This is a genomic window from Arthrobacter luteolus NBRC 107841 (genome assembly GCF_001552075.1).
GTDB lineage: Bacteria > Actinomycetota > Actinomycetes > Actinomycetales > Micrococcaceae > Arthrobacter_B > Arthrobacter_B luteolus.
In genome coordinates this window covers 362,968-386,817 of the sequence record NZ_BCQM01000003.1, presented here as the reverse complement: position 1 = coordinate 386,817, position 23,850 = coordinate 362,968, and the positions used below count along the sequence as shown (strand labels likewise).

21 protein-coding genes are annotated in these 23,850 nt (G+C 65.7%); 13 read left to right on the top strand and 8 right to left on the bottom strand.

The annotated features are described in order from the left end of the window. Positions 1 to 109: 109 nt before the first annotated feature. From AL3_RS08530 to AL3_RS08510, 5 genes are all read left to right on the top strand, one after another. The gene (locus AL3_RS08530; protein WP_066299242.1) at positions 110 to 1,705 is read left to right on the top strand and encodes an acyl-CoA carboxylase subunit beta; all 1,596 of its coding nucleotides are present in this window, start codon (positions 110 to 112) and stop codon (positions 1,703 to 1,705) included. Continuing rightward, complete coding sequence (locus tag AL3_RS08525; protein WP_066299240.1) at positions 1,702 to 1,959, top strand: acyl-CoA carboxylase subunit epsilon; 258 nt, start codon at positions 1,702 to 1,704, stop codon at positions 1,957 to 1,959. The genes AL3_RS08530 and AL3_RS08525 overlap by 4 nt, the downstream gene beginning before the upstream one ends. Before the next feature lie 48 nt (positions 1,960 to 2,007). Then, the gene (locus AL3_RS08520; RefSeq protein WP_066299455.1) at positions 2,008 to 3,696 is read left to right on the top strand and encodes a DUF885 domain-containing protein; all 1,689 of its coding nucleotides are present in this window, start codon (positions 2,008 to 2,010) and stop codon (positions 3,694 to 3,696) included. 269 nt (positions 3,697 to 3,965) lie between these two features. Next, positions 3,966 to 5,402 carry a dicarboxylate/amino acid:cation symporter gene (locus AL3_RS08515; protein WP_066299238.1) on the top strand — a complete coding sequence of 479 codons (1,437 nt, stop codon included), beginning with the start codon at positions 3,966 to 3,968 and terminating at the stop codon, positions 5,400 to 5,402. 148 nt (positions 5,403 to 5,550) lie between these two features. Next, a complete protein-coding gene (locus AL3_RS08510; RefSeq protein WP_370665167.1) occupies positions 5,551 to 6,180 on the top strand; it encodes a Maf family protein in 630 nt (209 codons plus the stop codon). 164 nt (positions 6,181 to 6,344) lie between these two features. On the opposite strand, the gene AL3_RS08505 is transcribed toward AL3_RS08510, so the two are convergent. Next, positions 6,345 to 6,953, bottom strand: a complete 609-nt coding sequence (locus AL3_RS08505; RefSeq protein ID WP_066299235.1) for an endonuclease domain-containing protein — start codon at positions 6,951 to 6,953, stop codon at positions 6,345 to 6,347. Between the two features lie 627 nt (positions 6,954 to 7,580). Between AL3_RS08505 and AL3_RS08500 the strand changes: the two genes are divergently transcribed. Next, positions 7,581 to 9,362, top strand: coding sequence for an acetyl/propionyl/methylcrotonyl-CoA carboxylase subunit alpha (locus AL3_RS08500; protein ID WP_066299233.1), 1,782 nt, complete (start codon positions 7,581 to 7,583; stop codon positions 9,360 to 9,362). Positions 9,363 to 9,444: 82 nt separating this feature from the next. Here the strand turns inward: AL3_RS08500 and AL3_RS08495 are convergent, their stop codons facing one another. Both AL3_RS08495 and AL3_RS08490 read right to left on the bottom strand, forming a co-directional pair. Further along, complete coding sequence (locus tag AL3_RS08495; protein WP_066299231.1) at positions 9,445 to 10,845, bottom strand: MFS transporter; 1,401 nt, start codon at positions 10,843 to 10,845, stop codon at positions 9,445 to 9,447. Positions 10,846 to 11,042: 197 nt separating this feature from the next. Next, a complete protein-coding gene (locus tag AL3_RS08490; protein WP_066299229.1) occupies positions 11,043 to 12,446 on the bottom strand; it encodes an NAD(P)H-quinone dehydrogenase in 1,404 nt (467 codons plus the stop codon). 93 nt (positions 12,447 to 12,539) lie between these two features. Between AL3_RS08490 and AL3_RS08485 the strand changes: the two genes are divergently transcribed. Both AL3_RS08485 and AL3_RS08480 read left to right on the top strand, forming a co-directional pair. Next, on the top strand, positions 12,540 to 13,343 hold the full coding sequence (locus AL3_RS08485; protein WP_066299226.1) for a purine-nucleoside phosphorylase: 804 nt from the start codon (positions 12,540 to 12,542) through the stop codon (positions 13,341 to 13,343). Between the two features lie 30 nt (positions 13,344 to 13,373). After that, complete coding sequence (locus AL3_RS08480) at positions 13,374 to 15,134, top strand: phospho-sugar mutase (RefSeq protein ID WP_083521579.1); 1,761 nt, start codon at positions 13,374 to 13,376, stop codon at positions 15,132 to 15,134. 86 nt (positions 15,135 to 15,220) lie between these two features. Here AL3_RS08480 and AL3_RS08475 read toward each other — a convergent pair whose 3' ends face one another. From AL3_RS08475 to AL3_RS08465, 3 genes are all read right to left on the bottom strand, one after another. Beyond that, positions 15,221 to 16,792 carry a putative bifunctional diguanylate cyclase/phosphodiesterase gene (locus AL3_RS08475; RefSeq protein WP_066299222.1) on the bottom strand — a complete coding sequence of 524 codons (1,572 nt, stop codon included), beginning with the start codon at positions 16,790 to 16,792 and terminating at the stop codon, positions 15,221 to 15,223. Beyond that, the gene (locus AL3_RS08470) at positions 16,789 to 17,226 is read right to left on the bottom strand and encodes a DUF7793 family protein (protein ID WP_151724033.1); all 438 of its coding nucleotides are present in this window, start codon (positions 17,224 to 17,226) and stop codon (positions 16,789 to 16,791) included. The genes AL3_RS08475 and AL3_RS08470 overlap by 4 nt, the downstream gene beginning before the upstream one ends. Positions 17,227 to 17,426: 200 nt before the next feature. Beyond that, positions 17,427 to 18,461, bottom strand: a complete 1,035-nt coding sequence (locus AL3_RS08465; protein ID WP_066299215.1) for a tetratricopeptide repeat protein — start codon at positions 18,459 to 18,461, stop codon at positions 17,427 to 17,429. Positions 18,462 to 18,700: 239 nt separating this feature from the next. On the opposite strand from AL3_RS08465, the gene AL3_RS18425 reads away from it, so the two are divergent. The 4 genes from AL3_RS18425 to AL3_RS18420 all read left to right on the top strand — a co-directional run bounded on the left by AL3_RS18425 (position 18,701) and on the right by AL3_RS18420 (position 20,347). Beyond that, entirely contained in the window at positions 18,701 to 18,841 is a 141-nt protein-coding gene (locus AL3_RS18425; RefSeq protein ID WP_157075259.1) for a hypothetical protein, read from the top strand. A gap of 179 nt (positions 18,842 to 19,020) precedes the next feature. Further along, the gene (deoC, locus tag AL3_RS08460) at positions 19,021 to 19,728 is read left to right on the top strand and encodes a deoxyribose-phosphate aldolase (protein WP_066299213.1); all 708 of its coding nucleotides are present in this window, start codon (positions 19,021 to 19,023) and stop codon (positions 19,726 to 19,728) included. A gap of 41 nt (positions 19,729 to 19,769) precedes the next feature. Next, a complete protein-coding gene (locus tag AL3_RS08455) occupies positions 19,770 to 20,021 on the top strand; it encodes a hypothetical protein (RefSeq protein ID WP_066299211.1) in 252 nt (83 codons plus the stop codon). Between the two features lie 188 nt (positions 20,022 to 20,209). After that, a complete protein-coding gene (locus tag AL3_RS18420) occupies positions 20,210 to 20,347 on the top strand; it encodes a hypothetical protein (protein WP_157075258.1) in 138 nt (45 codons plus the stop codon). Here AL3_RS18420 and AL3_RS08450 read toward each other — a convergent pair whose 3' ends face one another. Together AL3_RS08450 and AL3_RS08445 are read right to left on the bottom strand one after the other, a co-directional pair. Next, the gene (locus AL3_RS08450) at positions 20,348 to 21,349 is read right to left on the bottom strand and encodes an SIS domain-containing protein (RefSeq protein ID WP_066299203.1); all 1,002 of its coding nucleotides are present in this window, start codon (positions 21,347 to 21,349) and stop codon (positions 20,348 to 20,350) included. Then, positions 21,328 to 22,542 (bottom strand): hypothetical protein, encoded by a 1,215-nt coding sequence (locus AL3_RS08445; RefSeq protein ID WP_066299202.1) that lies wholly within the window; start codon positions 22,540 to 22,542, stop codon positions 21,328 to 21,330. The genes AL3_RS08450 and AL3_RS08445 overlap by 22 nt, the downstream gene beginning before the upstream one ends. Before the next feature lie 215 nt (positions 22,543 to 22,757). Here AL3_RS08445 and AL3_RS08440 point away from each other — a divergent pair, with 215 nt between their 5' ends. After that, the gene (locus tag AL3_RS08440) at positions 22,758 to 23,846 is read left to right on the top strand and encodes a polyamine ABC transporter substrate-binding protein (RefSeq protein WP_205054149.1); all 1,089 of its coding nucleotides are present in this window, start codon (positions 22,758 to 22,760) and stop codon (positions 23,844 to 23,846) included. The last annotated feature ends 4 nt before the right edge of the window (positions 23,847 to 23,850 follow it).

Below are 23,850 nucleotides of genomic sequence, written 5' to 3'. Positions count from 1 at the left end.
ACGCCCGCCCAGTTGTGTAAAACCTACTTAACCCGTCCTGACCCGTCATGACGCACCGTTGGGGTGGGGCACCGACCGGCAGCCACCCCCAGAAGCACCCGGAGAACACATGAGCATCGACCAGGACATCGATCTGCAGACCACAGCAGGCAAGATTGCGGACTTCCGGCGCCGCCAGGCCCTGGCCGCTGCGCCCTCCGGAACCGCCGCCATCGAGAAGCAGCACGCCCGGGGAAAGCACACCGCCCGTGAACGCATCGACCTGCTCCTGGACGAGGGCTCCTTTGTGGAATTCGACGCCCTGGCCGTCCACCGCTCCACCGCCTTCGGGATGGAAAAGAAGAAGCCGCTGGGTGACGGACTGGTGTCCGGCTACGGCACCGTCGACGGCCGCCCGGTTGCGGTCTACAGCCAGGACTTCACCGTCTACGGCGGATCCCTGAGCCAGGTCAACGGCGAAAAGATCGTCAAGGTCCAGGAACACGCCCTGCGCAACGGCTGCCCGGTCATCGGCATCCTCGACGGCGGCGGCGCCCGGATCCAGGAGGGTGTGGCCTCCCTGGCGATGTTCGCCGATATCTTCCGCAACAATGTCCACGCGTCCGGCGTCGTTCCCCAGATCTCCCTGATCATGGGCCCGTCCGCCGGCGGCGCCGCGTACTCCCCCGCCCTGACCGACTACGTGGTGATGGTGGACAAGACCTCCCATATGTTCATCACCGGACCGGACGTGATCAAGACGGTCACCGGCGAAGACGTGGACATGGAGACTTTGGGCGGCGCACGGCAGCATAACGCCAACACCGGCACGTCCACCTACCTGGCCTCGGACGAAGAAGACGCCATCGATTTCGTGCGGGAGCTGCTGGACTTCCTGCCCTCCAACAACCTCGCCGAGGCCCCCCTGGCGGCGTTCGACCAGGACCTGGAAATCAACGACGGCGACCTCGCCCTGGACACCCTCATTCCGGACTCCGCGAACCAGCCGTATGACATGCGCACGGTCATTGAACAGGTGGTCGACGACGGGCATTTCCTGGAAATGCAGTCCCTCTACGCCCCCAACGTGATCATCGGCTACGGCCGGCTCGAAGGGCACACGGTGGGCATCGTCGCCAACCAGCCCCTGCAGTTCGCCGGCACCCTGGACATCAACGCCTCCGAGAAGGCTGCCCGGTTTGTCCGGAACTGCGACGCCTTCAACATCCCGATCCTGACCTTCGTGGACGTTCCCGGCTTCCTGCCCGGCAAGGACCAGGAATTCCAGGGCATCATCCGCCGCGGCGCCAAGCTGCTCTACGCCTACGCAGAGGCCACCGTGCCGAAGCTGACCGTGATCACCCGCAAGGCCTACGGCGGCGCGTACATCGTGATGGGTTCCAAGAAGCTGGGCGCTGACCTCAACGTCGCCTGGCCAACCGCGCAGATCGGCGTGATGGGCGCCCAGGGCGCGGTGAACATCCTGTACCGCGGGCAGCTGGCAGCGGCCGCGGCGGAAGGCCGCGACGTCGACGAGGTGCGGCAGGGCTACATCAACGCGTACGAGGAAGAACTGCTCAACCCGTACCAGTCGGCGGAGCTGGGTTACGTGGACGCCGTGATCGCGCCCTCGGAAACCCGGCTGCAGCTGATCCGCGGCCTGCGCGCCCTGCGCGACAAACGCGCAACGCTGCCGCATAAGAAGCACGGGAACATCCCGCTGTGAGTCCGGCAAACGAAACCGACGGCGCACCGGAAGAGCCGCTGTTCCAGGTCCTGGCCGGCAATCCCACGGACGAGGAACTCGCTGTCCTGACCGCCGTCGTCGTCAGTCTGGCCGCCGGTTCCGGTCAGGACGGACCGGCCGGCGCGCACGCCGCTGCGGACCCGGCGAGCACCCGCCGCGCCTGGACCAGGCGGCGCCAGCTGAGCCTGCGGCCCGCTCCCGGGCCGGGCTCGTGGCGGCGCAGCTACCGCTGACGCGTTACGCTCGGGGGTGTGACTGAACAGACAACCTCGCCAGAATCCCTGTCCACCGCCGGGACGCGCACTCCAACAGCCATCGATGCCGTCGCGGAAGCATTCACCGAAAATCTGCTGCACCTGGATCCGTCCTTCGCAACCACACTGGGCATCCCGGGCCACGAAACGGAGTACGCCGACTACTCCCCCGCCGGCTTGGAATCCACCGCCGAAGCGATGCGGGAAACCCTCGGAAGACTTGAGGACCTGCAGCCCGCGGACGACGTCGACCGTGTGACCCTGGATGCGATGCGGGAACGCCTGGGCCTTGCCCTGGAAATCCACGAATCCGGCTGGGACCTCGCCGATCTGAACAACATCGCATCCCCGGCCCAGGACATCCGTGCGATCTTCGACCTGATGCCCACCGACACCGTCGAAGCCTGGGAACACATCTCCGGCCGCCTGCACAACCTGCCCGACGCCGTCGCCGGCTACATCACCTCGCTGCGCAGCGGTGCCGAGCAGGGCCGCGTAGCTGCCCGCCGGCAGGTAAAGATCGTGATGGAGCAGGCAGGCAAGTACGCCGAGGACGGCGGCTTCTTTGATTCCTTCGCCGGCAACGCCGCGCTGTCCGACGGCACTGAACTGCCCGAGGCGCTGAAGGCTTCGCTCCGGGAGAACGCCGACGGCGCCCGCGCCGCCTACCGCGCGCTCGTGGACTTCCTCAGCGCAGAGCTGCTGCCCGCCGCACCGGAAAAGGACGCCGTGGGCGCCGAGCGCTACGCACTGATGTCCCGCCAGTTCCTCGGCTCCGCCGTCGACCTGGAGGAAACCTACCAGTGGGGCGTAGCAGAGCTGGACCGGATCATCGCCGAGCAGGAGGAAGTGGCCAACCAGATCCGGCCGGGCGCCTCCGTCCGCGAGGCCATGGACCTGCTCGACGCCGATCCGGACCGCCAGCTGAACGGCACCGAAGAGCTGCGCACCTGGATGCAGGAGCTCTCCGACCGCGCCGTGGCCGAACTCTCCGGCACCCACTTCGACATCACCGGGCCGATGCGCAAGCTGGAATGCATGATCGCGCCCACGAACGAGGGCGGGATCTACTACACCGGTCCCAGCGATGATTTCTCCCGGCCCGGCCGCATGTGGTGGTCCGTCCCCGAGGGCGAAGACACCTTCACCACGTGGAAGGAAACCACCACCGTCTACCACGAGGGCGTTCCCGGCCATCACCTGCAGATCGCCACGGCGGTTGCCTCCCGGGACCTGCTGAACGGCTGGCGCCGCAACGTGTGCTGGGTTTCCGGGCACGGCGAAGGCTGGGCACTCTACGCCGAACGGCTGATGGCCGAGCTCGGCTACCTCAGCGATCCCGGCGACCGGATGGGCATGCTCGACGCGCAGCGGATGCGTGCCGCCCGCGTCGTCTTCGACATCGGCGTCCACCTGGAACTCGAAGTTCCGGAGCGCTGGGGCACGGGCACCTGGACCCCGGAGAAGGGCTACGGCTTCCTCAAGCAGAACATCGCTATCTCAGAGGGCCAGCTCAACTTCGAGTTCACCCGCTACCTAGGCTGGCCGGGACAGGCTCCCGCCTACAAGCTCGGCCAGCGCCTCTGGGAGCAGATCCGGGATGAGGTCCGCACCCGTGAAGGTGAGTCCTTCGATGAGAAGGCCTTCCACACCAAGGCACTCCAGCTCGGTTCGGTCGGCCTGGACACCCTGCGCCGGGCGCTGCTGGGAAGCTAGCCTTCAGCTGATCATGAGGATGGGAACGTGCCCGGCAGCTTGCCGGGCACGTTCTGCCTTTCCGGCCGGTCCGGTTTTGACCGGACCAGCCGGGCTCTTTCCTGCGAGAATCCTCACAGGCCAGTCAGGAATATTGCCGGCGGTCCGCCGCTGCGCGCCACAGTCCGGGGATTCCGGCGTGAGATTTCAACCCGCAGCCGAATTCCCCGGCGTAACATTTCGCAACCCTAAAAAGACTCTGGTATGGAGCCTCGTCTAGCATTTTCAACGTGACTTCACCACAGACACCTCCCCAGTCCCCGGCCGACGCCACCACCCGCCGCAGGCTCCCCCGCTGGGCCACAGCTTTCGGCCCGCAGATCATCGCTGCCCTGGTGGTTGGCCTCTGCCTGGGCCTGCTGGCCAGGTCGATGGGCGAAACCGGCGGTGAGCCGAACTGGCTCGCCACCACCCTGGCCACCATCGGCTCCAGCTACGTCTCCCTGCTCAAGGCAGCCGTGGTTCCGCTGATCTTCACGGCCGTTGTCAGTTCGATCGCCAACCTCCGACAGGTTTCCAATGCTGCGCGGCTCGCCTGGCAGACACTGCTGTGGTTCGGCATCACGGCGCTGATCGCCGTCGGCATCGGCATTGCCCTGGGCGTCGTGATGCAGCCCGGAGCCAACGCCGACGCCGCCACCCCGCCCGGGTACGAAGGCAGCACCGGCAGCTGGATCGGCTTCCTGACCGGCCTCGTTCCCGGCAACTTCCTCGGCCTGACCGCCTCCACCACGGAGTCCCTGACCACGTCGCTGAACTTCAACGTGCTGCAGGTCCTGGTCATCGCGATCGCCGTCGGCATTGCCGCCCTGAAGGTCGGCAAGCCCGCCGCACCGTTCCTGGCCCTGAATGCCTCCGCACTGGCTGTTATCCAGAAGGTGCTCTGGTGGATCATCCGCCTCGCACCGCTGGGTACCGTCGGCCTGATCGGCCGCGCCGTCGCCACCTACGGCTGGGACACCATCGGCTCCCTCGGCACCTTCACGGTGGCCGTCTACCTTGGCCTGGCCCTGGTGATCTTCGTGGTCTACCCCGTGCTGATCAAGAGCCAGGGGCTCTCCATCCGGCAGTGGTTCTCCGGCGCCTGGCCGGCCATCCAGCTCGGCTTCGTTTCCCGCTCCTCCGTGGGCACGCTGCCCCTGACCCAGCGGGTCACGGAACGGAACCTCGGTGTACCCCGGGCCTACGCGTCCTTCGCCGTACCCCTGGGCGCGACCACCAAAATGGACGGCTGCGCCGCGATCTACCCGGCCATCGCCGCCATCTTCGTGGCCCAGTTCTTCGGCATTGATCTGAGCCTCGGCCAGTACCTGCTGATCGCCGTCGTCGCCGTCCTCGGGTCGGCAGCGACCGCCGGAACCACCGGCGCCGTCGTGATGCTCACCCTGACCCTGTCCACCCTGGGACTGCCGCTGGACGGCGTCGCACTGCTCCTGGCGATCGACCCGATCATCGACATGGGCCGGACCGCCGTCAACGTGGCCGGCCAGACCGTGGTGCCCACGATCGTGGCCAAGCGCAACGGCCTGCTGCAGCACGAGCTGTACAACGCCAAGCGCACCGGTGACCCGTTCGATGACGATTCCGATGACAACATCAGCAACGAGGATTCACCCGCTGCACAGGAGGAAACTTCCCTCCCTGCAGAAGCCCCCGCGCGTTCCTAAAGCGGTGTAGGGTGCAGGTACTCGCACCCTTCTGGAATGGCCGTCCCAATGCTGGGGCGGCCATTCTGCTGTCCGGGGGGCGGGGTGTGGGCGGTGGGGCGTCTCCCGCTTTCGCCCCGGGCCGCGCACGCGCACTAGGCTGGAGTCCGTGACTGACCTGACGCTGATCCTCGCCTCCGCTTCCCCCGCCCGCACCAAGCTCCTGTCCAACGCCGGCATTACCCACCGTGTGCTCGTCTCCGATGTGGACGAGGACGCCGTCACCGCCCGCTATGGGCTGACCGACCCGCACGACACGGCCCTGCTGCTGGCCCGCGCCAAGGCGGAGGCCGTCGCATCGCTCCCGGAGGCGGAGGGCGCACTGGTCCTCGGCTGCGATTCGGTCTTCGAGTTCGACGGCGAGGCGCACGGCAAGCCGTGGGAGGCCGACGTCGCCCGCGAACGCATCCGGCGCATGAGCGGCCGCCACGGTGTGCTCCACACCGGCCACTGGCTCGTGGACTGCCGGGACACCGACGACGACGGCTCCGGTGCCACGCTGGGGGCCGTCAGCTCCGCCGAAGTGCACTTCGCCGAACTCCTGGACGAGGAAATCGAGGCCTACATTGCGACCGGCGAACCGCTGGAGGTTGCCGGCTCGTTCACCATCGACTCCCTCGGCGGCGCTTTCATCGAACGGGTCGTGGGCGATCCGCACGCCGTGGTTGGCCTCTCCGTGTCCACCCTCCGGCATCTTCTGGCCAGCGCCGGCGTGGGCGTTACGTCTCTCTGGAAGTAAGTTCTGCCCGCCACCGCCCGGTGCGCAGCTCCAGTGACCACCCCGGCGAACAAGTCACCGTATCTGCGCACTCACCACATCCGGCCCACCCCGCGGGTGCCAGCCACCGCCCGGTGCGCAGCTCCAGTGACCACCCCGGCGAACAAGTCACCATATCTGCGCACTCACGGCTCCCAGCCGCCCCGCATCAAGGCCTGCCGCACCTTGCCCAGCACCCAGGCCGGACCTTGGGCCAGGTCGAACCGGTTGAAGCGGACCTGATGCCAGCCCAGGTCATGGGCGAGCAGATCCCGGTGATGGTCCCGGCTCTGCTGCGCCGGGGTGAGGTGGTGCGCGCCGTCGTACTCGATGCAGGTGCGGAATCCGCGGCAGCCTAGATCCGCCCAGAGCGCAGGAGCGCCTGTTTCATCGAGGATGGCGGTGTTGGGGCTGAATTCCGGCAGGCCGGCGCGACAAAGAAGCAGCCGGATCCGCGTCTCCGGCGGCGAGTCCACACCGACCCGCATCAGATCGACGGCGGCACGGAGCCTTGGCAGCCCGGGAAGTCCAGCTTTCGACCGAACGTAAGTGCGCAGCTCCGCAAGCGGTACCAGCGCTGACCGCCGGGCACCAAAGTTCCGCCGGTGCTCGCTGACGATCCAATCCCCCGCAACCACCAGGTCTTCCAGCGCCAGTGCGGCTGACAGATCGAGAAGCGTCCGGGCCGCCGAGGTCACGGGTAACCCGGCTAGGGCGGTCAGCTCAGCAGGTTCCAGCACCAGACGATGCCCCATGACGTTCCTCCTCCGCGGCGCCGGCAGGCCCCGGGCCCGGCTGAGATGAATAGCCGTTTCAGCCTGCAGGGATCGGGGCAGCGGCAGACCATGAAGCCGGGCAGCAGTGCCGTGCGATATGTAGGCCCCTGGAAGAAGCTCGATATAGGGCCGGCAGCGATCCACCAGCGGCATCTCCATATCTTTGAGGACACGAATCTCCCTGCTGGGCGTCAGGACATCCTGCGCCCGAAGCCTGGATTGACGAAGCCCAAGACTCTGGGCCCGCCTCAGCGTGAAGGAGTGCTCCGGCAGGTTGGCGGGAAATGGTGCGGCGCGGGTCATTCCTCTATTGCAGATCATCGTGAGGAGCGCGGGCCGCAGGGCTGTTCACAGCCGGATTTATCCACAAATGCCTTCTCTGGGGTTGCGGCAGCCACCCGCACCGCCAGCAGCCCTGTGCATAAGCCGCTTTCACCGTGGAAGGCCGTTTCCGGGCCCGCGTCCCCTCCACGTCACACCGGCGCAATACGTTTGTAGGGTTTCCACAACGAAAGTCCCTGACCCACGCAGAAACAGCACGGTTTATGGCGGGAGAGTACAAAAGCGCGCTAGGCTCCCAACAGATCAAAGGAGCCACTGCATTTCATGAGCCAGTTCACCACAGTCCCCCTGGGCAAGGTCCTGATTGCCAACCGCGGCGAGATTGCCGTCCGGATCATCCGGGCAGCACGCGACGAAGGAATCGGCACGGTCGCCGTTTATGCAGAACCTGACCGGGACGCGCTGCACGTCCGGCTCGCTGACGAGGCCTACGCCCTCGGCGGCAGCACCGCTGCTGAGACCTACCTCGATATGGACAAGCTTCTGGCCGCCGCCGCGCGCGCCGGAGCAGACGCCGTCCATCCCGGTTACGGCTTCCTGTCCGAAAACGCAGAATTTGCCCGGCGCGTCATCGCCGCCGGACTGACGTGGATCGGTCCCTCCCCCGAAGCTATCGACCAGCTGGGCGACAAGGTCCAGGCCCGGCACCTGGCAGCCAAGGTTGGTGCTCCCCTGGTTCCGGGAACGGCAGATCCGGTCACCAGCGCCGACGAAGTACTGGCCTTCGCCCAGGAATACGGCCTGCCCGTGGCTATCAAGGCAGCCTTCGGCGGTGGCGGGCGCGGCATCAAGGTGGCCAGGACGCTTGAGGAAATTCCCGAGCTCTACGACTCCGCAGTCCGCGAGGCCACGGCGGCTTTCGGCCGCGGCGAGTGCTTCATCGAACGGTTCCTGGACTCACCGCGCCACGTGGAAACCCAGTGCCTGGCAGACGCCCACGGAAACGTCGTCGTCATCTCCACCCGCGACTGCTCGCTGCAGCGCCGCAACCAGAAGCTCGTGGAAGAGGCACCCGCCCCGTTCCTCACAGCCGATCAGAACCAGCGGCTGTATGAATCCTCCAAGGCCCTGCTCCGGGAGGCCGGATACCAGGGCGCCGGAACCTGCGAGTTCCTGGTGGGCACCGACGGAACCATTTCCTTCCTCGAGGTCAACACGCGCCTGCAGGTGGAGCACCCGGTGTCGGAGGAAGTCACCGGAATCGACCTGGTCCGCGAGCAGTTCCGCATCGCCCGCGGAGAGGAACTGGGCTACACGGACCCGGAAATCCGCGGTCACTCCTTCGAGTTCCGGATCAACGGCGAGGACGCCGGCCGCGGCTTTATGCCCTCCCCCGGCACTGTCGACACGCTGCGCCTGCCCTCCGGGCCGGGCGTCCGCGTGGACTCCGGCATCGAGGCCGGGGAAACCGTTGGCGGCAACTTCGACTCCATGCTCGCCAAGCTGATCATCACCGGCTCCTCCCGCACCCAGGCACTGCAGCGCGCCCGCCGTGCTCTGCAGGAAATGGAGATCACCGGTCTTCCCACGGTCCTGCCGTTCCACGCCGCAGTGGTGTCGGACCCGGCCTTCGCGCCCGAGGAAGGTCCGTTCAGCGTGCACACCCGCTGGATCGAGACGGAATTCAACAACACCATTCCGGCCTTCTCCGGCGAGCCCGCACAAGGCTCCGGCGAGGACGCGTCCCGGCAGCGCCTGACAGTCGAAGTCGGCGGAAAGCGCCTGGAAGTGGTTCTTCCCGCCGGGCTGGCCTCCGCGCCCTCCCGCGGCACGGCAGCCAACGGCAAACCCCGCAAGGGCCGTTCCCGCTCCGCCTCCGCTGCCGCGACCGGCAACGACCTCACCTCCCCCATGCAGGGAACCATCGTGAAGGTGGCTGTGGAGGACGGCACCGTTGTGGCCGAGGGAGACCTGGTGGTGGTGCTGGAAGCGATGAAGATGGAGCAGCCGCTGACCGCGCACAAGTCCGGCACGGTCAGTGGCCTGAGCGCCCTGCCCGGTGCCACGGTTTCTGCCGGGGCGGTCATCGCCACCATCCTCGACTAAGCGGACCTGACACAGGCCCGACCCAAACGAAAGGCCCGGATCCGTGAGGATCCGGGCCTTTCGCCGCTTGGAGCCGGAGCTCCTAGCTGGAGTGGTTCACGTAATCGACGTCCTTGGTCTCACGGGTCACGAACAGTGCAATGAAGGTCAGCACCGCCATGGAGGAGAGGTAGACGCCCACCAGCCACGGGCTGCCGTCAGCGGCCTGCCAGAGGGCGACGGCGATGAACGGTGCGACGGCGGCGCCCAGGATCGAGGACACGTTGTAGGCGATCGCCGAGCCGGTGTACCGCACGTTGGTCGGGAAGAGCTCCGGCAGCACCGCACCCATCGGCCCGAAGGTCAGGCCCATCAGGGTGAAGCCGAGGATCAGCAGCGCCATGGTGCCAGCGAACCCGCCGCCGAACAGCGGGGCGAAGGTGAAGCCGAAGACGAAGATGCCAGCGGTGACCCACAGCAGGGTCTTGCGGCGGCCGAACTTCTCGGCCAGCGGTCCGGCAACCATGGTGAAGATACCGAAGAAGACGACGCCGACGATCAGCATGATCAGGAAGTCGTTCCGGGCGTAGCCCAGTCCGGCGGCGAACGTGTCGGGGTCGAAGGCCTTGCCTGCAGCCTCGGCCTTTGCCTGGGCCTCTTCGGCGGTCTTGGCAGCGGTGCCGTAGGACAGGGTGAACGTGGTCATCAGGTAGAAGAGCACGTAGGTGGCCAGCATGATGAACGTACCGGCGATCATCGGACGCCAGGAGAACTTGAACGCAGCGGCCAGCGGCAGCTTGCTCACCTCACCGGAATCAACAACCTTCTGGAAGGCCGGGGTCTCCACGAGCTTCAGCCGGACGTAGAGGCCAATGATGACCATCACGGCGCTGGCCAGGAACGGAATCCGCCAGCCCCAGGACATGAACTGGTCTTCGCTGAGGTTGAAGCTCAGGAACAGGAACAGCCCGTTGGCCAGGATGAAGCCGATGGGGGCGCCCAGCTGCGGGAACGTGCCGTAGATGGCGCGCTTGTTCGCCGGAGCGTTCTCCGTCGCCAGCAGCGCCGCACCGGACCATTCACCGCCGAGGGCAAGGCCCTGGGCAAAGCGCATAACCACCAGCAGTGCCGGGGCCCAGAAGGTCCAGCCGGCAACGTTGGCCGTCGGCAGGCAGCCGATCAGGAACGTGGCGATACCCATGGTCAGCAGCGAAGCCACCAGCGTGCCCTTGCGGCCCACCTTGTCACCGAAGTGCCCGAAAATAATCGAGCCCAGCGGACGGGCAATGAATGCCACACCGAAGACGGCGAAGGAGCTCAGCAGGGCTGTGACGCCCTCGGCGTTCGGGAAGAACAGGACGGGGAAGACGAGGACGGCCGCGGTCGCATAGACGTAGAAGTCGTAGAACTCGATCGAGGTGCCGACCAGGGACGCGACGATGACGCGTCCGCGGGAGTTGGCCGGGGCCTTTGCAGCCTCGGCACTGGAGGTTTCTGTTGACATGGGGTGAGTCTTTCGGGTGCGGGATGGAAACAGTTCATCCTAAAACCCGGCGTCCGCCATTCGGACATCCGTCCACTATTTGGACACCCCTGGTGTCATACCTTGACTGTCATGCCGTGGCAGGCCGCTGAAACAGCCAAGGCCCGGTCCCGGAGCGCGTGAACGTCCGGGGCCGGGCCTTGGCTGGAGGGGCTGGGTTACAGGTGCACGTGCAGGCGCCGCGCGGCCTCCGAGATCGAGCCGGTGAGCGAGGGGTACACGGTGAAGGTGTTCGCCACGTCATCCACGTGGAGCTTCTGCGTGACGGCCAGGGCGATCGGGAAGATCAGCTCCGAGGCACGCGGGCCGACGACGACGCCGCCGATGACTGTCCCGGATCCCTTCCGCGCAATGATCTTCACGAAGCCTTCCTTCACGTCCATCATCTTGGCGCGCGCGTTCGTGTGCAGGGACAGCTTGATGACATCGCCCTGATAGCGGCCGGCCGCGATGTCGGCTTCGGAGACGCCTACGGACGCGATTTCCGGGGAGGTGAAGATGTTTGAGGCAACGTTCTTCAGTTTCAGCGGCTTCACACTGTCCCCCATCAGGTGGGCGATGGCGATGCGGCCCTGCATGGCGGCGACCGAGGCAAGGTTGAACACACCGGTGCAGTCGCCGGCCGCGTAGACGTTGGAGGCCGTGGTGCGGGAAACGCCGTCGACCTTGATCTGTCCGTATTCATCCAGGGTCACCCCGGCCTCTTCCAGGCCGATGTCCCGGGTGTTCGGGATGGCGCCGACGGCGACCAGGCAGTGCGAGCCTTCAACGGTGCGGCCGTCGGAGAGCGTGACCAGGACGCCGTCACCGGTGTTCTTCACGGATTCTGCGCGGGAGCGGGACAGCACGGTCATGCCGCGGGCCTGGAAAACATCCTCCAGCACGCGGGCGGCGTCGGCGTCTTCGCCGGGGAGCACCCGGTCACGGCTGGAAATCAGCGTTACGCGTGCGCCCAGGCCGTTGTAGGCCGAGGCGAACTCGGCTCCGGTGACACCCGAGCCGATGACGATCAGGTGCTCGGGAACCTCGGTCAGGTTATAGATCTGCTTCCAGGTGAAGATCCGCTCGCCGTCCGGCATGGAGGATTCCAGTTCGCGCGGGTTCGCGCCGGTGGAGATCAGCAGCGCCTCAGCTTCCACGGTGGTGGTGCCTTCGTCGGAGGTGACCTCGATGGTGCGGTTGTCCAGCAGCCGGCCCTCGCCCACGAGCACCTTCACACCCATGCGCTCCAGCGTGCGGCGAATGTCATTGGACTGTTCCTTGGCCAGGGCGAGCAGACGGTGGTTAACCACCTTCAGATCAGCCACCACGGGCTTGCCGGCTTCGCCGAAGTCGACTCCGAGGTTGGAGGCCGAGCTCATGCGCGTCATCACGTCAGCGGTGGCAATGAGGGTTTTGGACGGTACGACGTCGGTGAGGACGGCGGAGCCTCCGAGCCCGTTGCGTTCGACGATGGTGACGTCCGCACCCAGGGAGGCGGCCACCATCGCGGCCTCATATCCGCCCGGGCCGCCGCCGAGGATCGCAATTTTTCTGGCAGTGAAATCTAGTTGGCTCGTCACAAGTGTCCATTCTGTCCCATCCGGGAGCCCCTCTCAAACGAACCGATTCCCTTCCCGCCCGCGGTTTGCCGCCGCAGGCGGTAAGTTGTACGGGTGAGCAACGACGAACCTTTTGAACTTGCCCGGCAGGCCGCGGCCTACATCGCCGAGAAAACCGGTGTGCCCTCCCACGACTTTGCCCTGGTCCTGGGCAGCGGCTGGGGGGACGCAGCGGACCTGATCGGTGAGACCACCGCCACCCTTCCGGCGTCGGAAATCCCCGGCTTCTCCGCCCCTGCGGTGGAAGGACATGTGGGCACCATCCGCTCCGTCCTGACCCCGGGCGGCAAGCGGGCGCTGATCCTCGGCGCCCGCACACACTATTACGAGGGCAAGGGTGTGCGCGCCGTTGTGCACGGGGTGCGCACGGCCGCAGCGGCGGGCGCCAAGGTGATGGTGCTGACCAACGGCTGCGGCGGGCTGAACCCGGAGTGGAAGCCCGGCACACCCGTGCTGATCAGCGACCACCTCAACCTCACCGCCACGTCACCGCTGGAGGGTGCGACGTTCGTCGACCTCACGGACCTCTACTCTCCCCGCCTGCGCGATCTGGCCCGCACGGTCGATCCCAGCCTCGACGAGGGGGTGTACGCCCAGTTCCCCGGCCCGCACTATGAGACGCCGGCCGAAGTCCGCTACGCCAAGACCATCGGCGCCGACCTCGTGGGCATGTCCACCGCGCTCGAAGCCATCGCGGCCCGGCACGCGGGAATGGAAGTTTTCGGCATCAGCCTGGTGACCAACCTGGCAGCCGGCATCAGCCCGGAACCGCTCAGCCACCAGGAGGTCCTCGAAGCCGGCGTCGAGGCCGGTCCCCGCATCTCCAAGCTGCTTGCCGGAATCATCGGCGCCCTCTAGCGCCGCTCTTACCTGATCAGAGGCATCCCAATGACCTTGACCGCCATGGAACTGCAGGAACTGCTGACCGAAGCACGCCTCTGGGCGGACGAGGATCCGGATCCGGCCACAGCCGCTGAACTGCGTGCCCTGCTCACCCGCGCGGGCGCCCAGGGAGCCGACGGCGAGGCGGCCGTCGCCGACCTGGCCGACCGGTTCACCGGCACCCTGGAGTTCGGCACCGCCGGACTCCGCGCGGCGCTCGGCGCCGGCCCGCGCCGCATGAACCGGGCAGTGGTCCGGCGGACAGCGGCCGGGATCGCTGCGTTCCTGCAGAGCAAGGCGGACGGCCGGATTCCCAGTGCCGTGATCGGCTATGACGCCCGGTATAAATCCCGGGCCTTCGCCCTGGACACCGCTGCGGTCTTCAGCGCGGCCGGGATCGAAGCGTTCCTGCTTCCCTCCGCCCTGCCCACTCCGGTCCTGGCCTACGCGGTCCGCGCCCTGGATACCGACGCCGGTGTGATGGTCACCGCCAGCCACAACCCGGCGCTGGACAACGGGTACAAGGTGTATCTGGGCGGGCGGACGGTCAAGGGGCCGGGCCGCGGCGCCCAGATTGTGCCGCCGTACGACGCCGAGATCGCCGCACGCATCGACTACACCGTTCCGCTGTCCTCCATCGACACCGCGCCGGAAGGCTGGACGGACGTCTCCGATTCCATCGTGGCGGACTACATCAACGCGGTGGATGCCCTGGCCAGCCGTGACGGCTACCCCGCACGGGACCTGTCGATCGTGCTCACGCCGATGCACGGCGTCGGCGGCGAAACCATGACCGCCGTTCTGCGTGACGCCGGTTTCACCTCCGTCCGCCTGGTGGCAGCACAGGCCGAACCGGACCCGGATTTCCCCACGGTGGCCTTCCCCAATCCGGAAGAGCCCGGAGCCCTGGACCTGGCACTGGCCATGGCCGCCGAGTCCGGTGCCGACGTCGTGCTGGCCAACGACCCGGACGCCGACCGGGCCGCAGTGGCGGCGAAGGACCCTGCCACGGGCGAATGGCGGATGCTCCGGGGCGACGAAACCGGTGCCCTGCTGGGCGCCCACCTCGCCGAGCGGATCCGTTCCGGCCACCTGAAGCCGCGCAGCGATTCCAGCCGCGTTCCGGTGTTCGCCAACTCGGTCGTGTCCTCGCGGCTGCTGGCCCGGATCGCAGCGGCTGCAGGCTTCCAGCATCAGGAAACCCTCACCGGGTTCAAATGGATTTCCCGGGTTCCCGGACTGGTCTACGGCTATGAAGAGGCCCTCGGATACTGTGTGGCTCCGGCCCTGGTCCGGGACAAGGACGGCATCTCCGCCGCACTGCTCATCGCCGAGCTGGCTGCCGCTTTGAAGGCGCGGGGCCGGACCCTGTTCGACATGCTGGATGACCTCGCGCTCGAGCACGGGCTGCACGCCTCGGATCAGCTTTCGGTCCGAGTGGAGGATCTGGCGCTGATTCCGCGGATGATGACGCGGCTGCGGGATCAGGCACCGGTTTCGCTGGCCGGCTCCCCCGTCGTCTCCGCGGTGGACCTGTCTACTGGCTCGGAGGCGCTGCCGCCGACTGACGGACTGCTCTACCTCACCGAAGACGGCACCCGGATCATCGTCCGTCCCTCCGGCACTGAGCCCAAGCTCAAGTGCTACTTGGAGGTCATTGAGCCGGTGGAGGGCCGGGAGGACCTGGTGCGGGCACGCGCAGCGGCGGCCGACCGGCTGGCTGCTGCCACCGCAGATATCGCGGCGGCCCTGGGGCTCGAAGCCTAGGTTTAGCCCGGCCGGCGCCGGACGGCGCTGCCTGCGGCGGAGCCGGCCCGCTCCCCGCAGCGGGGAGCCGGCCAGGGAAGTCCCGGTCAGCCCGCAGTGGGAGCCGCGGCTGAGGCCTGCACGAGCGGGAGCGTGGTGCCCGATTCCAGGATTGCAGCCACCTGCCCGGCTTCGAGCGGCCGGCTGAAGTAATAGCCCTGGCCGCTGCGGCAGCCCAGGACCAGAAGGTCCGCTGCCTGGTCCAGGGTTTCGATCCCCTCAAAAACGGCTTCCATTCCGGCCGCCTGGATGAGTCCGTGGACGGCGTCGACGAACTGCAGCTGACCGGGATCGGCGCTGATGTCGCGGATCAGGCTGCGGTCCACCTTCACGGTGTGCACGGGCAGCCGGCGCAGATAGCTGATGGAGGAATATCCGGTGCCGAAATCGTCGATCTCAATGCCGATACCCAGGGCATCGAGGGATTTCAGCGAGTACATTTCCACGTCCCCGCCGCTGACGAACGCACTTTCGGTGATCTCGATGACCAGGCGGGCGGCGTCGATTCCGGTCTCCGCGAGTGCCCGGCGGACGTGGTCCACCAGGTCAAGACGCTGCAGTTCCATGGCGGAGAGGTTTACGCGCACTTTGAAGTCAGATTCGAGGGAAAGCTGTTCTTCCCAGCGGGCCACCTGTTCCAGGGCGGCGCGCAGGACCCACCGCCCGACGTCCAGGATGATTCCGGTCTCCTCGGCGATCGAAATAAACTCGTCCGGCATGATGAGTCCGCGCTGCGGATGGCGCCACCGGATCAGGGCTTCCACCCCGGTCATCCTGCCCGTGGCGAGCTCCACCACCGGCTGGTAGGCCAGGAACAGTTCGTTCCGGGCCACGCCTTCGCGCAGCTCCGCGGCCATCTCCCGGCGGAACTGGCGCGCATAGAGCATCACCGGCTCGAACGCCTTGCTCTGGCTTCGCCCGGCCTCCTTCGCCGCATACATGGCGGTATCCGCCCGGACCATGATGTCTTCCGGAGATTCGCCCTGGAGCGCGGAGTGCACACCGATGCTCGCCCGCGGCCAGACATCGATTTCCTCTACCCGGATGGACTCGGCCAGCGATTCCTGGACCCGGGCGGCAACCCCCATGGCCGTCGTCAGGCCGGTCTCCGGGAGCAGGACGGCAAATTCGTCCCCGCCCAGCCGGGCCACCGTGTCTCCGCGCCGGACGGCCCAGCGGATCCGCCGGGCAACTTCGACGAGCACCTGGTCTCCGGTCTGGTGTCCAAAGCTGTCATTGATGTCTTTGAACGCGTCGAGGTCGATCATGAGGATGGCGGGCCGTTTGAGGCCGTCCCCCGAGGCGGCGAGTTCTGCTTCAATCTCATGCATCAGCGCTGTCCGGTTAGCGGTGCCGGTCAGGGCATCGCTCATGGCCATCCGCTGCATCTGGCGGTGCGCCGCCTGCAGCTCACGGGTCCGCGACTCCACCCGCTCCTCAAACTCCTGGTAGACGGAATTCAGCTCTTCGGCCAGCAGATTGATGCCGGTGATAACGGCGTCGACGGCGTCCCGTCTGGCCGAGGTGCGGATCCGCGTACTCAGGTCACCGGCCGCGATGCGGACAATTCCGTCCACAACCTGCTGGAGACGGGTGTCCTCTGTGTCCGGCTCCGTCATCCTGCCCGGCTTCCCAGCCACGCCAGGGCATCGGGTTTCGACGAAAAGTACTTCGTGGGACACGGCGGCAGGTCCCCGCCCAGCAGGAAGTTGGCTATGACCCGATCGACCTGGGTGGAGCCGACGACGGCGACGGCGGACGCGGAGCGCGCGGAACCAAAAACGGTGCGGGCGCTGCGCGTGATCGACTCAATGCCTGTCAGTTCCAGCAGCAGGGGTTTGTCCACGGCTCCGGCCAGTTCCTGGAACTCCGCAGCGGCACGGGCGGCAATCCCGCCGGTGATAACGGCACCGGGCGGCAGCACCATGCTGATGAAACCGTCGTCCTGGGAGACTTCTGCGTAGCCTTCCATGGCAGATGCGGCCTCCGCTGATGACTCCCGAATCTCGGAGTCCCCACGAACGCTGTAGTTGATGCTTTCGCTAACCGTCATTACGCCCCCCATGCGTAGACGCACTGCCGAAGTGTTGACTCTGCACCCGTATTCCACAGCAGTGAATATGAGACTTTTTCATTTTCCCCCAAAAAACAAAGCTTCCTTAGTAAAAACCCCCGCTTGTTCCCGCCGGAGGTTTCCACCCCGCATCGTGCGGCCATCCTAGCGCGCCCGAAGGCCATCCCGCGTCAACTGAACTACGAATCCAGCCGACCTATCTCCGTCAAGAACGTTCTTGCATGTTCAGCCCTAGTTGCAGCACCCACTTTGTCGAATAGATCGGCGCTCGCGCGGGCTTGTTCAACCGCTTGGTCCACTTCACCGTCATCGTTCAAAATTCGTGCATACAGGAGACGCGCGTCCCCCTCTGTCAGCGGCGACATTGAATCAACCTGTTGCACAACCCCGGCCATTTGCTCTCTCGCCGCGGCCACTTCGCCGGTGAGGTAGCACCAGTGAGCACGAATGGAAATGATATCCAGTTCGTCCTGAGGGTTTCCGCCACTGATAGAGATCGCCATCTCCGCGCGTTCAATGCACTGTAGGGTTTCCGGCTCGACAAGATTTGCGGTCAGCCGCATAAACGCTGATGCCTTGTTGAACAGGGCCCATAGGCTGACATCGTTGCTGGGTGAAAGACACTCGGCTGCCAGGCCATGGTAGTGCGTGGCTTCTGTATTCCTTCCCAGCAGGAACGCCACGTTACCTACAACCCAGTACCCCTTCCCAGCCTTGTTGGCGGCTGTTCCGTCATCGATCAGTCCGACAAGGATTTCAGCTTCCCGCCATGCACCTTCCAGGTTTCCACTTTCCGCCAGTGCGGCAACCAGAACTTGCTGAGCTTCAAGCTTTCCTTTGCTCCCGTATCCTGTCTCAGGAAAATCGAGAGCCGCTTCGCGCGCAACCTCCAGAGCCTCAGGAAGCTGCCCGAGGCTCCGCAAACCGGCCGATCTCAGCGCTTTGGCTTTGGCTGCCAACTCAGGATCGTCCAGAGTTAACGGATGATCGGCCAGTAGTTTTGCCGTGTCTGCGCATTCGTCGATGAGGCCGAGCTCCCTTTGACATTCGGCGAGCAGGAAGGTCATCCTCCACCAACCAGCCTCATCCTTTCGCGAGGCTGCAGTCTCTGCAGCCTGGCGCGTGTGTTTTAGGGCGGCGGTGTACTCCCGGCGTTCCCAGAGCAGTCGTGCCTTGTACTCGTTCAATATGAAGTCATCGGTAGTCAAAGCCACGACACTTTCTCACTCTCGCCAATCGGCTGCTTGCAGCAAACACTACGTCTATTCTGCTCTGGCAGGGACAGACCGCCCAAGCATTACGCGGGGCAAGTCATGGCTGAATTATCCGGACTGCCCCCCACGATCAATTGTCGGCTTCTCCATACGCGCTTCTGCGTGAACATATTTTGTGATTTCTGGGTAGAATCACTTCTGTCAGCACACTGGGCATATTTCACACAATAGGAGCTCTAATGAAGAAACTTGGCGTATCCCTTCTTCTCGCCGCAGCTATCGCTGCCGTTGGCGTTGCAGCACCGGCGAATGCCGCGTCTTCTACCAGCAACGGTGGCGGTAACATCGCTCAGCCGCTGATCGGCAACTGGCCGCTGTAGCAATCAGCAGAAAACCGGACGGCATTCCTCACAGGAAGCCGTCCGGTTTTTGCGTTTTCACCAGGTAGTTAGCTTGCCTAAAGCTCCACAGAGTCATGCCTTCCTCCAGTTATTCATAGCTACACACCCCGCTGGCGTTCCATATGCGAGGATGGAAGCCCAGTTTGGAAAGGACCGCCATGCCCACGAACACCGCGCCTGGAGAGACTCCGGATACCGCTGACCTCGCCTCCTATATCGACCACACGCTGCTGAAGCCGGATGCCTCCCGTGAGGACATCCTGCGGGTCTGTGAAGAGGCAGCCCAGTACCGCTTCAAGTCCGTGTGCGTAAACCCGATCTGGGTCAGCACGGTGCACACCGCACTCAAGGACACCGGGGTGGACACCTGCTCCGTCATTGGCTTCCCCCTGGGAGCGACCACCACCGAGGTGAAGGTCTTCGAGGCGCAGGGCGCCCTCCAGGACGGTGCCGATGAGATCGACATGGTTATTGATGTTGCCGCTGCCCGCCGTGGGGACAGGGAGGCACTGGTCCGCGACATTGGCGCGGTCGCGGAAGCCGTCCATGAGGCGGGAGGCATCCTGAAGGTCATTATCGAAACCGCGCTGCTGACCGACGAGCAGAAGGTCCTGGCCTGCGAAGCATCGGTCGAAGCGGGAGCCGACTTCGTCAAGACCTCCACCGGATTCAACGGCGGCGGAGCCACCGCCGGGGACGTCGCCCTGATGCGCCGGACTGTTGGCCCGGAGCTTGGCGTGAAGGCTTCCGGCGGGGTCCGCAGCCGCGAAGATGCCCTCGCAATGATCGACGCCGGCGCCACGCGAATTGGAGCCAGCTCAGGTATCGCTATTGTTAAGGGTGGTAACGGCGGGTCCGGTTACTGATCCGTCCGCCGCTGAAAACTTTTTTGAAACGGAGAACTCCCATGGCAGGTACCAGTGCTAAGCAGCCGACTCACTCGGGCGAAGGACACCTGGTCAAGAACCTCGTGACGTTTGTCATCTTCTTCGGGCTCTTCGTGCTGTCCCTCTACTCGCTGAACTGGCTGACGCTGGACGTCGTGTGGCCGATGGCTGCCTGCCTTGTGCTCGGCACCCTTGCGTTCATGATTCCGTTCATGATGGGCCGCTCGGACACCAGCGCCGAGCTGGCAGAGGGCAAGAGCCACAACGAGTAATCCGCAGCTGCATCTGCCGAAGGCACGCTGCCCGGGCCGCTTCCACGGCCGGGCAGCGTGCCTTCGCTGTATCCGGCAGGCCTGACCCGGCAAGACACGTAATATAAGCGAACGTCCGGGTAACAATCGGCGAGGATCAAGTAGAAAGTACTCTTCGTATTCCGCCGGGCCCCTTCCTACAGTTCTGCATGAGCACAACACTGACCCGCAGGGAATGGCGCCTGGAGCGCAGCCGCCAGCAGCGTTTTACCCGTATCTCCTATTCCGCGATCGGCGCGCTCGTACTGGCGTCGATCATTGTTTTCGCTATCGCGATCATGCAGTAGTCACCCCGGCAGGCTGGACGCGGCCCAGGCACTCCAGGAGTACCCGGGGTCCTTTGTGTACCAGTCCCAGGCGAGGAGCTCCGGCACCATCGTTTCCACCAGTGCGGAGACGAGCCACTCCCCCTGCCCCGGATAGGTGATGCTGTGCGCCGCTTCGGGGAAGACCGCGCCCACAGACACGATGGTTGCCGAGCGCGGCACCATCCAGTCCAATGCCTGCTGGTCCCAGGCAGAACCCGCAAAAACCAGTGCCCGGTAGTCCAAGGTCTTCGACAGGTAAACGTCCACGTGGGACCAGTCGCCGGTCTCGCTTCCGAAAGCGGGGCGCCGCGGCACTTCGCGCAGCATCAATGCCCCCTGGCTGCTGCTGGAGAGACGTTCCGAGGGGGCCAGCAGAAAGGTCCCGTCGGGGCCTTGCAGGGCATCCGATACCTGGGGAAGCCAGTTCCCCGAGGTGCCCAGGAGCTCCCGGGTTCCCGCTGCCGCCCGGCTGGCAGCGGCCGGCAGCGAACCGTAGAGAGCTCCGCAGTGTTCCAGCAGGGCCGCCATCACCAGGAGTGAGTGCCGAAAGTTCCGGCAAGAGATTCCGGAGACTTCCCGGCCCACCTTCAGCGGAACGGTAAAGTCGGCGAGCGAGGCCAGGGGCGAATCCGGGTTGTTGGTCACCGCCACCAGGAATCCGGTGCCGCGGTACCGTTCGGCTGCCGCCAGCACCTCCACGCTCGAACCGGTCGCGGAAAGCGCGACGACGAGCAGGTCCGGGGCTGGAGGAGGCAGCAGCACCGTGCTGGCCAGCTCCACCTGGACGTTGATGCCGTCGGCACGGGCTTTGCGCGCCACAGTTGCCGCCGCGTAGGCGCTCGATCCCATTGCCAGGACCAGGATCCGCGGCGCCTTCGGCAGCTGAGCCAGTCCCGGGTAGCCCTCCTCCAGCAGCGGGGCCAGTGAGTCCAGGTAGTCGGGCACAAGCTGCAGGTCTTCTATAAAGCGGGCGGTGTCCACGAAGGCTCCTTCGTACGGGTGTGGTCGCGGGAAATTCGGAAGGTCAGGGCGCCGTCCGCTGCGTACTGCCAGCGGGGCAGGAAACGGTGGGCATAAAGCAGTTCCCGCAGCAGCTGCTCGGCAATCAGCGGCGGCAGCAGCGACTCGTCCAGCAGACCCGGCTTCCCGGCCGCCGAGGAAGCGTCCCGGTAGGCGTCCGTCATCAGGACGGAGGCTTCCTCCGCCCAGCCGTAGAGCCTGGCCAGCGACGCCTGATCACTGACCTGGAGGCGTTTGGCGGCTGCGGAGGCAACCAGGTCCAGGCTTGCTGCCAGATGCGCGAGGTCGCGCGCTGCAGTGTCCGGCCGGTCCCGTTCCGCTGCCGGCAGCTGCGGATCCCCGTCGAAGTCCAGGAGCCAGTATGTTCCGCCGGCACGCAGGATCTGGCCCAGGTGCAGGTCCCCGTGCAGGTCGAATGCCGGCCCGGCGGTCTCCGGGACTGACTGCAGGAGTTCCGCCAGATGCCCGGCACGGTTCGCGAGCCGGGTTCCGGCCGCACCGCCGGTCACGGCCAGCGCGTCCTCGAGGACCCGCGCGGTGCGGTCCCTGACTTCGGAGGCGTCCGGCGGACTGTGCTGTCCCGCCCCGAGGAGGGCGCAGTGCACGCCGGCCACGAGGGTGCCCAGCGTTGCGGGCCACAGGGGCGCCGTTCCCCCGCGGAACCAGGCAACGACGTCGTCCACGGCCCAGGTCCAGCCGTCGCTCCCGTCCGGAACCATGGCACTGACCAAGGCGATGGTGCCCCGGCCGCGGGTGGGGTGGATCCAGTCCAGGGAGCCGAAATAGCCTGGCACCACTGCCACCCGGGCTTCGGCCAGCCGGGCCAGCAGCCGGGCTGAACGGTCGGCTCCGCCCCAGTGCCGGACCAGTTTCACGATCTTGTCTCCGCCGACCACCACGGACAGGTTGGTCATGTCCACCGGCACTGCGGTCTCGGCGGAGCCGGATCCCGCAGCCGGCAGCGGCGTCCGCACGGTTTCCAGGGTCCCAGCCGTACAGCTCAGGCCACCGGCAGCCCCTGCCAGGACGGCTGCCACCAGTTCCGCAGCCAGGCCACTTCCCGCTTCCGCTGCCTGCCCCGCGGAATCCAAGGCTGTGAGGCTGCCGTCGCCGTTGAGCCGAATGTAGCCGTGCACGGCTTTGACTTCCTCCATCCCACAACCATCACATTCGTTGTATGCCAATTTCAAGAACCCCATGTAACCAGCTTGTTACGGCTGAAAATAACCGTTGTATTCCTTGAACTCTGATGCAAAGATCAATTCACCACCGAGTCTTAACGTGACCTGGGCCACACTCCTGGACTGGCCGGATGTTACGGGCCGGCTGGGATTTTCCGAGTTTTCCGAGTCTTCACAAAGGAGCCATCGTGAGTTTGCAGCGCATTACGCGGACCGCTTTCGCAGCATCAGCGGTTCTTGCCCTGGCAGCTTGCGGCGGAGGAAGCGGGTCCGCGGACCTGGATCCCGAAGCCGACATCACCGCACAAAAGCTCGTCGTCGGCATCTGGGCCGACTACTACCCGGAGGACCTCGCGGAGACCTTCGAGGCAAAGACCGGGGTTCCGGTCCAGATTGTCCACCACGCCACGAATGAAGAGATCATGGCCAAGCTGACTGCCGGCGGCGACTCAGGCATCGACGTTGCCTTCGTCTCCGGCCAGTACGCGCAGGCCCTGAACGAGGGCGGCATGCTGCAGGAACTGGACCATGACCTGATTCCGAACATCACGAACCTGTACCCGGAAGCCACGGAACTGGCCTACGACGACGGCAATAAGTTCTCCCTGCCGTATGCCTGGGGCACCACCGGCCTTTGCTACCGCTCCGATCTGCTGCCGGCCGAACCGGCGTCGTGGCTGGACCTGCTGGAGCCGTCCGCCGAGGCGGCAGGCAAAACCACCATGCTGTCCACCGAACGCTGGATGGCGCTTCCCGCGCTCAAGGCGCTGGGCTACTCAGTGAATTCGGAGAACCCCGATGAGCTGTCGGCGGTGAAGGATCAGCTGATGGAGACCAAGCCCACCCTGCTGGCCTTCGATGACACGACCTTCTACAGCAAGCTCGTCACCGGGGAAGCAGTCCTCACCGAGGCCTGGGACGGCTGGTGCAACTACGGCATCGCAGAGGATCCCAACATCAAGTTCACTGTCCCCGAAGAAGGCAGTGACCTTTGGGTGGACACCATGACGGTACTCAAGAGTTCACAGAACAAGGAGGCGGCCATGGCCTTCCTCAACTACGTGCTGGAGCCGGAGGTCCATTCCTGGGCGGCAGAGAACATCCTCTACAAGGTTCCGAACAAGGCCGCCATGGACGCCCTGGATCCGCAGCTGCTGGAAACCTACCCCAACCTGGCCATGACACCGGCGGAACTCGCCGAACAGGAAGTCATCGTCGACCTGGGCGACTACAGCACCGAGTACACCCGGCTCGCCACGGAAATCTCCGCGAAGTAGCGCC